Origin of the sequence: Solwaraspora sp. WMMD937, from assembly GCF_029581175.1 — a bacterium.
Classification (GTDB): domain Bacteria; phylum Actinomycetota; class Actinomycetes; order Mycobacteriales; family Micromonosporaceae; genus Micromonospora_E.
Map to the genome: position 1 here is coordinate 3,280,007 of NZ_CP120738.1, position 14,915 is coordinate 3,294,921.

12 protein-coding genes are annotated in these 14,915 nt (G+C 70.6%); 8 read left to right on the forward strand and 4 right to left on the reverse strand.

Annotated features, from left to right (window positions below):
• Positions 1-24: 24 nt before the first annotated feature.
• The 6 genes from O7621_RS14315 to serA all read left to right on the forward strand — a co-directional run bounded on the left by O7621_RS14315 (position 25) and on the right by serA (position 9,231).
• Positions 25-2,226 carry a bifunctional diguanylate cyclase/phosphodiesterase gene (locus tag O7621_RS14315; RefSeq protein ID WP_282234595.1) on the forward strand — a complete coding sequence of 734 codons (2,202 nt, stop codon included), beginning with the start codon at positions 25-27 and terminating at the stop codon, positions 2,224-2,226.
• Positions 2,227-2,423: 197 nt separating this feature from the next.
• Positions 2,424-4,313 carry an acetolactate synthase large subunit gene (locus tag O7621_RS14320; RefSeq protein WP_282234407.1) on the forward strand — a complete coding sequence of 630 codons (1,890 nt, stop codon included), beginning with the start codon at positions 2,424-2,426 and terminating at the stop codon, positions 4,311-4,313.
• Between the two features lie 49 nt (positions 4,314-4,362).
• Positions 4,363-4,878, forward strand: coding sequence for an acetolactate synthase small subunit (ilvN, locus tag O7621_RS14325; protein WP_282234408.1), 516 nt, complete (start codon positions 4,363-4,365; stop codon positions 4,876-4,878).
• Between the two features lie 103 nt (positions 4,879-4,981).
• Complete coding sequence (gene ilvC, locus O7621_RS14330; RefSeq protein WP_282234409.1) at positions 4,982-5,995, forward strand: ketol-acid reductoisomerase; 1,014 nt, start codon at positions 4,982-4,984, stop codon at positions 5,993-5,995.
• A 177-nt stretch (positions 5,996-6,172) separates the two neighbouring features.
• Entirely contained in the window at positions 6,173-7,408 is a 1,236-nt protein-coding gene (gene mpgS, locus O7621_RS14335; protein ID WP_282234410.1) for a mannosyl-3-phosphoglycerate synthase, read from the forward strand.
• Between the two features lie 224 nt (positions 7,409-7,632).
• The gene (gene serA, locus O7621_RS14340; RefSeq protein ID WP_282234411.1) at positions 7,633-9,231 is read left to right on the forward strand and encodes a phosphoglycerate dehydrogenase; all 1,599 of its coding nucleotides are present in this window, start codon (positions 7,633-7,635) and stop codon (positions 9,229-9,231) included.
• 63 nt (positions 9,232-9,294) lie between these two features.
• Here the strand turns inward: serA and O7621_RS14345 are convergent, their stop codons facing one another.
• Together O7621_RS14345 and O7621_RS14350 are read right to left on the reverse strand one after the other, a co-directional pair.
• The gene (locus O7621_RS14345; protein WP_278167706.1) at positions 9,295-9,663 is read right to left on the reverse strand and encodes a hypothetical protein; all 369 of its coding nucleotides are present in this window, start codon (positions 9,661-9,663) and stop codon (positions 9,295-9,297) included.
• A 246-nt stretch (positions 9,664-9,909) separates the two neighbouring features.
• The gene (locus tag O7621_RS14350; protein WP_282234412.1) at positions 9,910-10,833 is read right to left on the reverse strand and encodes an FAD:protein FMN transferase; all 924 of its coding nucleotides are present in this window, start codon (positions 10,831-10,833) and stop codon (positions 9,910-9,912) included.
• Between the two features lie 218 nt (positions 10,834-11,051).
• Between O7621_RS14350 and O7621_RS14355 the strand changes: the two genes are divergently transcribed.
• Positions 11,052-12,083: a 3-isopropylmalate dehydrogenase gene (locus O7621_RS14355; RefSeq protein ID WP_282234596.1), complete on the forward strand. Its 1,032-nt coding sequence runs from the start codon at positions 11,052-11,054 to the stop codon at positions 12,081-12,083.
• Positions 12,084-12,441: 358 nt separating this feature from the next.
• Complete coding sequence (locus tag O7621_RS14360; protein WP_282234413.1) at positions 12,442-13,539, forward strand: branched-chain amino acid aminotransferase; 1,098 nt, start codon at positions 12,442-12,444, stop codon at positions 13,537-13,539.
• A gap of 60 nt (positions 13,540-13,599) precedes the next feature.
• Here O7621_RS14360 and O7621_RS14365 read toward each other — a convergent pair whose 3' ends face one another.
• Positions 13,600-14,340: a tyrosine-protein phosphatase gene (locus O7621_RS14365; RefSeq protein ID WP_282234414.1), complete on the reverse strand. Its 741-nt coding sequence runs from the start codon at positions 14,338-14,340 to the stop codon at positions 13,600-13,602.
• A 98-nt stretch (positions 14,341-14,438) separates the two neighbouring features.
• The gene (locus O7621_RS14370) at positions 14,439-14,900 is read right to left on the reverse strand and encodes a PRC-barrel domain containing protein (RefSeq protein WP_282234415.1); all 462 of its coding nucleotides are present in this window, start codon (positions 14,898-14,900) and stop codon (positions 14,439-14,441) included.
• Between the last annotated feature and the right edge of the window lie 15 nt (positions 14,901-14,915).

Sequence of the window (14,915 nt, forward strand, 5' to 3'; positions counted from 1 at the left end):
CGGTTGCTCGCGGTCGGCGCCGGGATGACCACCTTGAGTGTGCTCGCCGGGCTGGCTGGTGCCGTCGCGATGGCCGCCGAGTGGGATCGGCAGCAGTCGCAGCGGAGTCTGCTCGCCACGGTCGTCGCGGTCGGCTGCGCGCTCGGCGGGCTGCTGCTGATCTGGGGGCTGCTGCGGCTGCCGGGCACCGCCGGGCGGTCCGCGCCGACCGCGCGTCACCTGCTCGACTGCCTGGCGGTCGGTGCGGCGCTGTGGTTCACCGGCTGGGTGCTGGTCGCCCCACCGACCCGGCTGCTGGGCGCGGCGACCCCGACCGCCTGCCCGGCGATCCTGCTGGCCACCGCGACGGTCGCCGCGATCACCGGCGTGGCGGTGATGACCGCGCTGCACAGCGGCCGGCATCCGGCCGGTCCGCTGCTCGGCGGCGCGGGCACCGTGCTGATCGGGCTCAGCGGCATCGGTGCGGCGGCGGGCATCTGCCAGTACGGTGTGGGGCTCGTCCTGGCCGGTGCCGTCGGGTTGCCGGTCGGGCTGGTGCTGGTCTGGCTCGGTGGGGGACGGCCGGGGTGCGGCGGCAGCGCGCCGGCCGGCCTGGTGCCGCGCGGGGCCGGTTACGTGTTCCTCCCGATGGTGGTGATGGCCGCCGCCGGGTTCTACCACGTGGCCAGCGGCGGCGAGTTCACCACCGTCGCGGTGGCGGTCGGCAGCCTGGAGGGCTTCATCCTGGTCGGCCGGCAGTATCTGGCCCTGCTCGACGTGCGTCGGTACGCCGCCCGGCTGGCGTCCAGTGAGGCCCACTTCCGTAACCTGGCGCACACCGACCCGTTGACCGGGCTGGCCAACCGGCGGGCGCTGCTGCGTGAGCTGTACGACTGTGTCGCCGATCAACGTCAAGGCGGGCTGCTCACCTTGGACCTGGACGGTTTCAAGACCGTCAACGACATGCGGGGCCACGACGTCGGCGATGCGGTGCTGATCGAGGTGGGCCGGCGGCTGGCCGCCGAGCTGGCCGGAGCGGGCTTGGCCGCCCGACTGGGCGGCGACGAGTTCGCCGTACTGCTGTCGTCGTCCGACCCGGAGCAGGCGCACCGCGTCGCGGTTCGGATCCTGCGCGCCCTCGACGAGCCGTACCCGCATGACAAGGGGCCGATCTACGTGTCGGCGAGTATCGGGATGGCCTGCTGTTCGACCGCGCAGGACGTACCGACGCTGTTGCGCAACGCGGACCTGGCGCTGCGCTCGGCGAAGCAGCGGGGCAAGAACCGGGTGGAACGCTACGACGTCTCCTACGACCAGGCCCAGCGTCGCCGGGTCCGGCTGGAGCACGAGATGCGTGGCGCTATCGACCGCGGCGAGCTGCGGCTGGCTTTCCAGCCGGTGGTGGCGGTGCCGTCGGTACGGCCGGTCGGGGCCGAGGCGTTGATCCGGTGGCACCATCCGGAGCTGGGCAAGGTGCCACCGGACGAGTTCATCCCGTTGGCCGAGGAGTGCGGGATGATCAGCCGGCTGGGTGCCTGGGTGCTCGACGAGGCGTGCCGGCAGCTGTCCCGCTGGCTGGCCGAGGGGCACGACGTCTGGGTGTCGGTCAACGTGTCACCGCACGAGCTGCACGCCCCGGAGTACGTGCTGCAGGTCGACGAGGCGTTGCGACGGCACCGGGTGCCGTCGCAACGCCTGGTGCTGGAGGTCACCGAGCATGCCGTCGCCCGGGACCTCGCGGAGCTGATCCGCCGGCTGAAGGCGCTGCGCGCCACCGGGGTACGGATCGCCCTGGACGATTTCGGTGCCGGCTATTCGTCGCTCGGCCAGCTGCGGAACCTGCCGATCGACATTCTCAAGATCGACCACAGTCTGGTGGCCGAGCAGGGGCCGGTCGCGCCGCCGTTGCCGGGTCGGCGGGCGTTCGCGCCGATGGTCGACGTGGTGATGCGGCTCGGGCACCAGCTGGGTCTGGAGGTCATCGCCGAGGGCGTGACCAACCAGGCGGAGCTCGCCGTCGTGGTGGAGGCGGGTTGCCGGTTCGGGCAGGGCGCGCTGTTCGGGTGGGGGGTGCCGGCCGAGCATCTGGAGGCGATGCTGTCGGCGGCGACGTCGTCCGGTAACCGGCATGGAATCGGCGGTCGCCGCCGCTCCAGCGAAGATCGGCAGGCCAGCGCCGGTGCGCCGCCGCTACCCGCCCAGGATGTGAGATCAGTTGACTCATCGCGTGAGATGCGTCAGGCTTGACCCCATGTCGCTGACTCTGTCGTCTCGAGTACTTACCTGAGCGCACTCTCCGATCGAGAGTGCGCTGGCCCCGTGCATCTGCACGAGGGCCGTTTTTATTGCCAAATCCCTGCCGGTTCCGGCCGATCGGTCCCATCTGCCGGATACGCCGCCGAGACCCATGTCACGAGACCACTGAGCTGAAGGCCTGAATCGTCATGACGAGACCCACGCCCGAGACCCTCGCCCACCGCGCGCACTCGGCAGCGGCGGCCGCGCCGACCCCGGCCACCCTCGCCAACGCCGTGACCCCGCCGCCGGCCCCGCCGGTGCCGGTCTCCGGCGCGGGTTGCCTGGTCCGGTCCCTGGAAGCACTCGGCGTCGACGTGGTGTTCGGCATCCCCGGCGGGGCGATCCTGCCGGCCTACGACCCGCTGTACGACTCGACGGTGCGGCACATCCTGGTCCGCCACGAGCAGGGCGCCGGGCACGCCGCGACCGGCTACGCCCAGGCCACCGGTCGGGTCGGGGTGTGCATGGCGACATCCGGTCCGGGTGCCACCAACCTGGTCACGCCGATCGCCGACGCGTACATGGACTCGGTGCCGATCGTGGCCATCACCGGCCAGGTGGCCCGCCCGTCGATCGGCACCGACGCCTTCCAGGAAGCCGACATCCAGGGCATCACCCTGCCGATCACCAAGCACAACTACCTGGTGCAGTCGGGCGAGGAGATCCCCCGGGTGCTGGCCGAGGCGTTCCACCTGGCGGCCACCGGCCGGCCCGGCCCGGTGCTGGTCGACATTCCCAAGGACGTGCTGCAGGCGCAGACCACCTTCGCCTGGCCGCCGACGCTGGACCTGCCCGGCTACCGGCCCACCCTGCACCCGCACGGCAAGCAGATCCGCGAGGCAGCCCGGCTGATGGCCGGTGCCCGCCGCCCGGTGCTCTACGTCGGCGGCGGCGTGCTCAAGGCACAGGCCACCGAGGGGCTGCGCCGGCTCGCCGAACTGACCGGCATCCCGGTGGTCACCACCCTGATGGCCCGGGGCGCGTTCCCCGACTCGCACCCGCAGCACCTGGGCATGCCCGGCATGCACGGCACCGTCGCGGCGGTGTACGCACTGCAGAAGGCGGACCTGATCGTGGCTCTCGGTGCCCGGTTCGACGACCGGGTGACCGGCAAGCTGGATTCCTTCGCCCCGGGCGCGGCGGTGGTGCACGCCGACATCGACCCGGCCGAGATCGGCAAGAACCGTACCGCCGACGTGCCGATCGTCGGCGACGCGCGGCACGTCATCGACGAGCTGATCGAGGCGTACCCGGCGGCGGAGCGGGCCGTTCCCCCCACCGGCCGCCCGGCGGCGCGGTCCGCCGGCCCGGCCGGCGACCGCACCGACTGGTGGGCGCAGCTGGACGACCTGCGGCAACGCTACCCGCTGGGCTACGACGAGCCGGACGACGGCACGCTGTCCCCGCAGTACGTGATCGAGCGGCTCGGCAAGCTGGCCGGACCGGACGCCATCTACGTCGCCGGCGTCGGCCAGCACCAGATGTGGGCCTCCCAGTTCATCTCCTACGAGAAGCCGAACACCTGGCTCAACTCCGGCGGCCTGGGCACCATGGGGTACGCGGTCCCGGCCGCGATGGGCGCCAAGGTCGGCCGGCCGGATGTCGTGGTCTGGGCGGTCGACGGCGACGGCTGCTTCCAGATGACCAACCAGGAGCTGGCCACCTGTGCCCTGGAGGGCATCCCGGTCAAGGTGGCGCTGATCAACAACGGCAACCTGGGCATGGTCCGGCAGTGGCAGACGCTGTTCTACGGCGAGCGCTACTCCAACACCGACCTGGGCACCCACAAGCACCGCATCCCGGATTTCGTCAAGCTGGCCGAGGCGCTCGGCTGTGTCGGGCTGCGCTGTGAGAACGCCGCGGACGTGGACAAGACCATTGCCGCCGCAATGGAGATCAACGACGTTCCGGTCGTGATCGACTTCGTGGTCGGCAAGGACGCCATGGTCTGGCCGATGGTCGCCGCCGGCACCAGCAACGATGAGATCATGTTCGCCCGGGACGTCCGGCCCACCTTCGACGAGGACGACCTGTGACGAGGACGACCTGTCACGACCCGGCCAATCCGATGATGACGAGGAAGAAATGACCAAGCACACGCTCTCCGTGCTGGTGGAGAACAAGCCCGGGGTGCTGGCCCGGGTGTCCGGCCTGTTCTCCCGGCGCGGGTTCAACATCGACTCACTCGCGGTCGGCGAAACGGAGAACCCCGAGGTCTCCCGGGTCACCATCGTCGTCGACGCCGACTCGTCGCCGCTGGAGCAGGTGACCAAGCAGCTGAACAAGCTGGTCAACGTACTGAAGATCGTGGAACTCGACCCGGCGGTGTCGGTCGCCCGCCAGTTGCTGCTGGTCAAGGTCCGCGCGGACCGCGCGATGCGCTCGCAGGTGCTGGAGACGGTGAACCTGTTCCGCGCCCGGGTGGTGGACGTCGCACCGGACACCCTCACCGTCGAGGCCACCGGCACGTCCGACAAGCTGGACGCGTTGCTGCGCGATCTCGAACCGTTCGGCATCAAGGAGATGGTGCAGTCCGGTCTGGTCGCGATCGGGCGCGGCTCCCGGTCGATCACCACCGGGCCGGCGCTGCGCGCCGCCTGACCGCCGGCCGGCGGCCTCGGCTGCCGGCCCTGATGACCTGCGGCAGGCAGCTGCCGCCCGAGGAGAAGCCGGCCACCGTGGCCGGGCACACGAGAGGGAAGTCATGACCGCTGAGGTGTTCTACGACGACGACGCCGACCTGACCGTCATCCAGGGGCGGAAGGTCGCCGTGCTGGGGTACGGCAGCCAGGGCCACGCCCACGCGTTGTCGCTGCGCGACTCGGGTGTCGACGTCGTGATCGGCCTGCCGGAGGGTTCCAAGAGCCGGGCCAAGGCGCAGGAGCAGGGGCTGCGGGTGCTCGGTCCGGCCGAGGCGTCGGCCTGGGCCGACGTGATCATGGTGCTGGCGCCGGACACCGCGCAGCGCTCGCTCTACGCCGAGGCGATCGCGCCGAACCTGACCGCCGGCAAGGCGCTCTTCTTCGGTCACGGGCTGAACATCCGGTACGGGTTCATCACCCCGCCGGCCGACGTGGACGTGGCGATGGTGGCGCCGAAGGGCCCCGGGCACCTGGTCCGTCGGCAGTACGTCGACGGCAAGGGCGTGCCCTGCCTGGTCGCGGTCGAGCAGGACGCCAGCGGTGCTGCCTTCGGTCTCGCCCTGGCGTACGCCAAGGCGATCGGCGGCACCCGGGCCGGCGTGATCAAGACCACCTTCAAGGAGGAGACCGAGACCGACCTGTTCGGTGAGCAGGCGGTGCTCTGCGGTGGCGCGTCGGCGCTGGTGCAGACCGGGTTCGAGGTGCTGACCGAGGCCGGCTACGCGCCGGAGATCGCCTACTTCGAGTGCCTGCACGAGCTCAAGCTGATCGTGGACCTGATGTACGAGGGCGGCATCGCCCGGATGCGCTACAGCGTGTCGGACACCGCCGAGTACGGCGACTACTCCCGTGGCCCACGGGTGGTCGACGCCCGGGTCAAGGAGGAGATGCGCAAGATCCTCGCCGAGGTGCAGTCCGGGGAGTTCGCCCGGGAGTGGATCGCCGAGGACGACGCGGGCCGGCCGAACTTCGCCAAGTGGCGGGCCGAGGGCGCCGCGCACCCGATCGAGGAGACCGGGCGGAAGCTGCGCGGCATGATGAGCTGGGTCGACCGGCCGATCACCGAGACCGCCTGACGCCGGACAGAGCCCATCACCGACGGTGATCGGTGATGGGCTCTGTGCCTATCTCGGGGCGAGTTTCGTTACCGGAAGATTGCGGCTTCGGGTCGGTTCCGGGTAGTTGGTTTCCGACGCCGATAATTGACCTACGGTTACAGGTAGTTAATGGCCGCCTCGGGTAATGTGCCCCGCATGCGTCTGGAGCAATCGCACCGCACGGAGCGCTTCGGGGCCGTTCGCATCCATGAGCTTCAGCGTGTCATCGAGCTGGACTCGGGGGATGTCGCCGGTGACCGTGGTCGTGGGCTGGTCTCCCAGGAGGATATCCGGGCCGTCGAGCGGGACATGGTGGTGGTCATACCCTGCATGAATGAAACACGCAGGGTGATCGAAGGAGTGCTCTCCGGTATTCCGCACGACTGTCTGATCGTGCTCGTCTCGAACAGCGGTCGGCAGCCGGTGGACCGTTATGAAATCGAGGCCCATACCGTCGAGCAGTTCTGCCGGTCGGCGGACCGGCCGGCGATCACCGTGCACCAACGGGATCCAGGGCTGGCCGCGGCGATGAAAGCCGCTGGCATGTCGGAGCTGATCGACGAGAGCGGGCTGATCCGCACCGGCAAGGGCGAGGCCATGCTGATCGGCATGGCGGTCGCCGCGCTCACCGGGCGCCGGTACGTCGGCTACGTGGACGCCGACAACTACGTCCCCGGCGCGGTCCACGAATACTGCAAGGTGTACGCCGCTGGCCTGCACCTGGCCGACAGCCCGTATTCGATGGTCCGGATTTCCTGGCACTCCAAGCCCAAGCTGCGCGACGGCCGACTGTTCTTCAGCCGCCGGGGCCGCAGTTCGGAGATCACCAACGGGTTCCTGAACCGGCTGATCGCCGAGTACTCCGGTTTCGGCACCGAGGTGATCGCCACCGGCAACGCCGGCGAGCACGCTCTCAGCCTCGACCTCGGCCTACGGCTGCGGCTGGCCGGCGGCTTCGCGGTCGAGCCGTACGAGTACGTCGACCTGTTCGAACGCTTCGGTGGCATTCTGGACACCGACAGCCCCGAGGTGATGGCGCATTCGGTGCCGGTGCTGCAGGTGGAGACCCGCAACCCGCACTTCCACGACAACAAGGGCGAGGAGCACGTCCAGGGCATGCGGATGCAGGCGCTCAACGTGCTGTACCACTCCCCGGTGTGCCTGCCGGCGGTCCGCGAGGCGATCCTCGAGTTCATGACCGACCAGGGGGCGTTGTCGCCGGGTGCCGAGCCGCCCCGCGAACGGGTCTATCCGCCGGTCGGTTCGCTCGCCTTCGACCTGCTCTACGACACCCTGGAGGCGGAGGCCGGCACGTTCCGGCAGATCGGTGACGGCGGCATTGTCCGCAGCCGGATCCCCCGTCATCCGGTCAGTCCGGCGGCAGCCGGCTGACGGTCCGGCGGCGGTCGGAGTACGGCGTCGGTTGGCCGGGGGCGGGTGTTAGGTCTGATTTGTGAGGGCCCTCACCCCCGGCCCCGAGCCGCGCCGTCCACGGCTGCGCCTACGATCGCGGGTAGGCCGCCTCCGTGCCGGCGCGACACCCGGGCGGGGGAGCGTAGGGCGCAGAGCGGCGCCCCACCGCCGCAGATACCCGTCCCGGACGACTTTGAGGACCAATGAATCCTGTCGTACTGATCGCTGAAGAGCTCGCGCCCGCCGCAATCGACGTACTCGCTCATGACTTCGATGTCCGCCACGTCGACGGCACGGACCGTCCCGCCCTGCTCGCCGCGCTCGCCGACGCCCACGCGGTGATCGTGCGCAGCGCCACCCAGATCGACGCCGAGGCGTTGGCCGCCGCGCCCCAGCTGAAGGTGGTCGCCCGCGCCGGCGTCGGCCTGGACAACGTCGAGGTTCCGGCCGCCACCGCCCGAGGCGTCATGGTGGTGAACGCACCCACCTCCAACATCGTCTCCGCGGCCGAGCAGGCGATCGCCCTGCTGCTCGCGGTGGCCCGCAACACGGCCAGCGCCAGCGCCGCGCTCAAGGCCGGTGAGTGGAAGCGGTCCAAGTACACCGGCGTGGAGCTGCAGGGCAAGACCGTCGGCGTGGTCGGGCTCGGCCGCATCGGCGTGCTGTTCGCGCAGCGGATCGCCGCGTTCGGCACCCGGCTGATCGCGTACGACCCGTACATCCAGCCGGCCCGCGCGGCCCAGCTCGGGGTTCGCCTGGTCGGGCTGGAGGAGCTGCTCCGGGAGAGCGACTTCATCTCGATCCACCTGCCGAAGACCCCGGAGACGCTCGGCCTGATCGGCGAGAAGGAGCTGGCGATCGTCAAGCCCGGGGTCCGGATCGTCAACGCCGCCCGGGGCGGCCTCGTCGACGAGCAGGCGCTGGCCGACGCGTTGGCCGAGGGCCGGGTCGGTGGTGCCGGCGTCGACGTGTACGCGAAGGAGCCGTGCACCTCCTCGCCGCTGTTCGCCTTCGACAACGTGGTCGCCACCCCGCACCTGGGCGCCTCGACCGCCGAGGCGCAGGACAAGGCGGGTCTCGCCGTGGCCCGCAGCGTCAAGCTCGCGCTGCAGGGCGAGTTCGTCCCCGACGCGGTGAACGTGCAGGCCGGCGGGGTGGTCGCCGAGGACGTCCGGCCGCTGCTGCCGCTGGCCGAGAAGCTGGGCAAGGTGTTCACCGCGGTGGCCGGGGTGGTCGCGGCCAGCGTCACCGTCGAGGTCCGCGGTGAGGTCGTCGGCAACGAGGTGTCGGTGCTCAAGCTGGCCGCCACCAAGGGGCTGTTCAGCTCGGTGGTCGAGGAACAGGTCACCTACGTCAACGCGCCGCACCTGGCCGCCGACCGGGGCGTCGAGGTGGAGCTGGTCACCCACCCGGACACCGCCGACCAGCCCAACCTGGTCACCGTCCGGGGCGTGCTGCCCGACGGCGGTACGGCAAGTGTCTCCGGCACCGTGGTGCAGTCCGCCGGGCGGGACGTGGTCCGGCTGACCGAGGTCGACGGCTTCGACCTCGAGCTGTCCGCCGAGGGCATCCTGCTCTTCTTCCGGTACGCCGACCGGCCGGGCGTGGTCGGGACGATCGGCTCGATCCTCGGCGAGTCCAGTGTCAACATCGCCGCCATGCAGGTGGCTCGGCGGTCCGCCGGTGGCGAGGCGCTGATGACCCTCACCGTCGACTCCGCCGTCGGCGCGGAGTCGCTGCACAATGCCGCCAGCTCGATCGGGGCGACCGCGGCCAGCGCGGTGGATCTGCGCGAGGAGTGACCCGCCGGACGTGTCGTCCGACTTCGGCGGTTCGGGGACCCGCGTCCCCGAACCGCCGCCCGCTCAGCGGGTCGACGCGCTGGCCGGCGGCGGATAGACCGAGCCGTCCTGCGGGTCGAGCAGCAGCAGATCGTGTTCCTGAGCCAGCCGTTCGATGGTGAGCAGCACCTCGTCGGCGCAGGTCTGACGCAGGTTCATCTCGACGTGGTCGGTTGCGGTATGTAATGGGACCTTTGCCCAGGGGCAGTCTTCTGTGGTGGAAGCGGCACCTTGATCCGGGTAACTGGCGGTCAGCGCGGCGTGGAAGGACGTGATCCGGCGGTCGGTCGCACCGTCGGCGTGCTCACCCTGCCGGCACAGTTCGTGTGCGGCGTGTACGTCCGCCGAGGTGGACTGATCGTCCAACGCCCATACGACTAGATCGAATGTCACGCCGCACAGCGTGCCATCCATCCGGGGGATCATTCCACCCAGTGCCGTGGCCGACAAGCAATGTCAGAGGAATTGGAACCTTGCGCCCGGTTGTGCGGAATCGATAGCGTGGCGGTGCGGTTGCTCAGGAGTTGCTCCGGCGCCGGTCGCGTCTTCGGGTGACGTTCCGGCCGGGCCGTGGTCTCCCGGGTGACTGCACCCCCGGTGCGCGAGCTGAGCGCACGTGTCGCCGGCCCGCTCCCGTGGTCATTTGCCGAGATCACGGGGGTGGGCCGCGCCAAGGGTCGATCTTCTTTCGCCGACCAGGTCCAGCACGTTGTAGCCGTCCACTGTGGGAAACCAGGCGCGGCCGGCGGGTCCGGCGGCGAACAGCGCGGTCGCGTATCCGTCGGCCACCGCGAGGTCTGCGCCGATCACCATGGCGGCGCTGTCCCGCTCCACCACGGCCCCGGTGTGCGGGTCGACGACCTTTCGGCTGCCGGCGGTCAGTCCACTGGTCCCGATCGCTCCGTCCACCATGGTCACGGTGGTCGGCTGGCTGCCCGGCGTTGCGCCGGCCGGGCCGTCGCCGGTGTCTGCGGACAGCGGCCGCTGCAGGGCGATCCGCCACGGTCCGCCGTGCGGGGCGCGTCCGCGTACCACCAAATCACCGCCGCTGACCACGGCGTAGTCGGTGATCCCGGCGGCGCGCAACCGACCAGCGGCCCGCTCGATCGCCCAGCCCTTGATCATGCCGGCCGGGTCGAACCCACCGGGCACCGCCCACGGGTCGAACCAGCCCTCGGTGGCCATCCGCATCGCCTCGCACCGGTGCACGATGTCGGCCAGCGGCGGGTAGACCTCGGCTGCGACCTCACCCCGGCGCAGCAGCGAGACCAAACTGTTCGGCCGCAGCGGACTGTACGTCACGTCGATCGCGCGCAGCTCCGCGACCGCGTCGCCGATCGCCTCGCTCAGCCCACGCCGGCCGATCCGTTCGCTGCCTACCAGAACGAGCTGGTACTCGGTGGTGGACGTGGCGACGGTGTGCCGGGCGACCAGCTGGCCGGCCGGGCGGTTGTCGTCGGCCGGCGCGGCGGTGCCGGACGACCCGGTCGGGGCGCCGGCTCCCGGCGTCGGACCGATCCGCAGATCGGGCGGTTCCGGCTGGGCGGCGCGGTACGCCAGCATCGTCAATTCTCCTTCGCCGGTGCCCGGATCCGGTCTTCACCTACAGTAGCCGTCCGAGGTAAGTATGGTGTTAAGCCCGGCTGTGTGCTCCCTGGGCGGCGCGGGCGCCGCAGCCAGCGAGTAACGTCCGTATCCTGGGACCGACGTACCGATTTCCGGGATGATCGCTTAACGTTCGCTAGGCGGTCGACGGAGCAGACGAGGGAGTTGACGTGGCGATGGCGCGGATCGCGGTCGTGGCCGGCGACGGCATCGGATCCGAGGTGACCGCGCAGGCCCGGAAGGTCATCGACGCGGTGCTGCCCGGCGTCGAGGCGACCGAGTACGACCTCGGCGCCGCCCGCTACCACCGCACCGGCGAGGTGCTGCCCGACTCGGTACTGGACGAACTCGCCGACCACGACGCCATCCTGCTCGGCGCGGTCGGCGACCCCAGCGTCCCGCCCGGAGTACTGGAGCGTGGCCTGCTGCTCAAGCTGCGGTTCGCCTTCGACCAGTACGTCAACCTGCGTCCGTCCCGGCTCTGGCCCGGCACGGCGAGTCCGCTCGGCGGCGTCAAGCCGGGCGAGATCGACTTCGTCGTGGTCCGCGAGGGCACTGAGGGCCTCTACACCGGCGCCGGCGGCACGATGCACCGCGACACCCCCGCCGAGGTCGCCACCGAGGAGAGCCTCAACACCCGGCACGGGGTTGAGCGGGTGATCCGGGACGCCTTCACCCGCGCCGCGCGCCGGGAGCGGCGCAAGGTCACCCTGGTGCACAAGACCAACGTGCTGACCCACGCCGGGTCGCTGTGGTCGCGGACCTTCGCCGCCGTCAAGGCCGACTTCCCGGACATCGAGACCGAGTACCAGCACGTCGACGCCGCGGCCATGTTCATGGTCACCCAGCCCCAGCGGTACGACGTGGTGGTCACCGACAACCTGTTCGGTGACATCCTGACCGACATCGCCGCTGCCGTGACCGGCGGCATCGGACTGGCGGCCAGCGGCTGCATCAACCCGGAACGCCGCTACCCGTCGATGTTCGAACCGGTACACGGCTCCGCGCCGGACATCGCTGGCAAGGGTGTCGCGGACCCGGTGGCCGCCGTGCTCTCCGCGTCGCTGCTGCTCGACCACCTCGGCCACCCCGAATCGGCCGAGCGAGTAGCCAGGGCGGTCGCGGCTGAGCTGGCCTCCCGCGCTCCGGGAGCCGCGCTGCGGACCGCCGAGATCGGCGATCGGCTGGCCGCCCACGCCGTGGGCTGAGGCCCAACCGGTCGACCCGGGTACCGCGCCGATCGACCCTTGCCGGGGGCCGCACCGCGCGCCGACCACGTCGACCAGCGTCCGCCTACACCACGCGTGTCGGCGGGCCCGGGTCCGCACCCGTCACCGCCAAGCCGTCAGTCCGGTACACCGTCGACTACGCAGAGCTGCGCAGGTCGGTTCGTCTGCCCGGTGCGGTTGGCGTACCGACCGTACCTTCGCCGTGGGCACCCCTGCCGACGGCCAATCACCAGGTGGCGGACTTACCGGCCGCCGCGCCGGTTCCCGCTGAACGAACGTTCGGGGTAAGTTGCATGACACACAGCTTCGTCGCTTTCTCGCCATGGAGGTCAGCCCGATGATCGGCGGTGACAAACTCGAATTCGAGATCCGTCCGAATCCACGCCCGGTAGCCGACGCGGAACGCGCCGCGCTGCTGGCCAATCCCGGGTTCGGTCAGATCTTCACCGACCACATGGTCACCGTCCGGTACGCCGAGGGCAAGGGCTGGTACGACGCCCGGGTGGAGCCACGGGCGCCGATCCCGATGGATCCGGCGACCGCGGTGCTGCACTACGCCCAGGAGATCTTCGAAGGACTGAAGGCCTACCACGCGGCGGATGGGGGAGTGACTCTGTTCCGGCCGGACGCCAACGCGGCGAGATTCATCGCCTCCGGTGCCCGGATGGCCATGCCAGCCCTGCCGGAACAGGTCTTCCTCGACTCGTTGCGGCACCTGATCACCATTGATCGACAGTGGATTCCGGCCGGCGACGACGGCAGCCTCTACCTGCGACCGTTCATGTTCGCCAGTGAGGTCTTCCTCGGTGTCCGGCCGGCCCGCGAATACCTCTACGCGGTGATCGCCTCACCAGTCGGCTCCTACTTCTCCGGTGGAGTCAAACCGGTGACGGTCTGGGCGTCGTCGGTCTACACCCGGGCCGCACCGGGTGGCACCGGAGCCGCGAAGTGCGGGGGTAACTATGCCGCCTCACTGGTGGCCCAGGCGGAGGCGATCGAGCACGGCTGCGACCAGGTCGTCTTCCTCGACGCGGTGCAACGGCAGTACGTCGACGAACTTGGCGGTATGAACGTCTTCTTCGTCTACGACGACGGTTCGCTGGTGACCCCGCCGCTGACCGGCGCGATCCTGCCGGGCATCACCCGGGAGTCGGTGATCACCCTGGCCCGCCGGGCCGGTCACCAGGTCGTGGAACAGCCGGTCAGCCTGGCCCAGTGGCAGGCCGACGCGGCCAGCGGCAGGCTGCGTGAGGCGTTCGCCTGCGGCACCGCCGCAGTGATCACGCCGATCGGCCGGGTTCGCTCGGCCGACGGCGAGTTCACTGTCGCCGACGGTGGGCCCGGGGAGGTCACCATGGCGCTGCGGCAGAGCCTGGTGGACCTGCAGCGGGGCCGGGGCGCCGACCCGGACGGCTGGGTGCACCGGGTGTTCTGACCAGTGCCGTGACGCGGTGACCCGGGCCCGGCCCGGGCCACCGCGTCGACTCGGCCCAGGTCACTGCGTCAACAGATGGGCGCGCAGCTCGGTGATCCGGTCTGCGGACAGCCCGGCGGTGCGCAGGTACCCCTCGACCGAGCCGTGCCGCTGCCGCAGCTCGGTGAGGAACGTCTGCATCGCCTCGGCCGGGCAGGAGAAGAACGGCACCGGCACCAGATGGTCGTTGCCGGCCTGGGTACGCAGCCAGGCGAGCAGCCGTTCGCTGCCGGCGTTGCTCAACGCGTAGTCCTCGGCGATCACCGAATCCCGGACCCCGAGCAGGGACAGCGTCATCGCGCAGACCAGCCCGGTGCGGTCCTTGCCGGCCATGCAGTGCACCACCGCCGGTGCGGTGCGCGCCTCGGCCAGCAGTGAGATCGCCGCGACGAAACCGTCTGCGGCCTGTTCGGTCAGATCGTGGTAGCGGTCGGCCAGGTAGCGGGCGGCACCCTGCTCCGGCTGGTAGGGAATCTCGCCCCAGTCCTGGTGCCGTAGGTGGATGTTGTGGTACTCGAAGCCGTCCGCCGGCGGGATCCGTCCGTACGTCTCGACCTCGTGCGGCCGGCGCAGGTCGATCACGGTCCGTACGCCGAGCGCGTCGAACGCCGCCGCGTCGTCGGCGTCGAGCCGGTGCGGCGAGTCGGCACGGTAGATCCGCTGCCAGCGGACCGTACGGCCGTCGAGCCCCGGGTAGCCCCCGATGTCGCGGAAGTTGAACATGGTCGCGAAGGCCAACGAGCGGGTGGCGGCGGCAGTCATGGATCCAACGGTAGCCAGCCCGACCGACACCGGTAAACGGTGCGGGTGGCCGGTGCCACGTGGCACCGGCCACCCGCACCGGGTGGGTCGTCGCCGGGTCAGATGATCCGGCCCGGCGCCATCGGCGGGACCGGGGTGCCGGTGGCACCGCCGTAGTAGGCGCTCAGCTTGTCGCGGTACGCCGGATCCGTCGAGCTGGTCTCGTCGTACTCGGGGGCGTCCTTGATCTGGCTCTTGTCGCGGTCGACGTAGACCTTCTGCTCGTCGTGGTCGACGTGGTTGACCACCCCGGCCGGCAGCATCACCTTCCGGCCGAAGATCCACGGCCCAGTGTCGACCACCAGATGGCTGCCGTCCACCTCTTCGGTGGCGGAGTCGATCTTGCCGATGCCGCCGTCGGTCGCCTCGACGTGGTAGCCGGCCAGGTTGGCGCCGTCGACCCCCGCGTCGTCGCGGTAGCGCCACGGGTCGAACGTGCCGGCCGGGGCGCCGCCCACGACGTCACCCTGACCACCGGCCGGCCCCGTCAGCGCGGTGTGTTGCGGATCGAGCCTGTCCATCGGAGGTCACTCCTT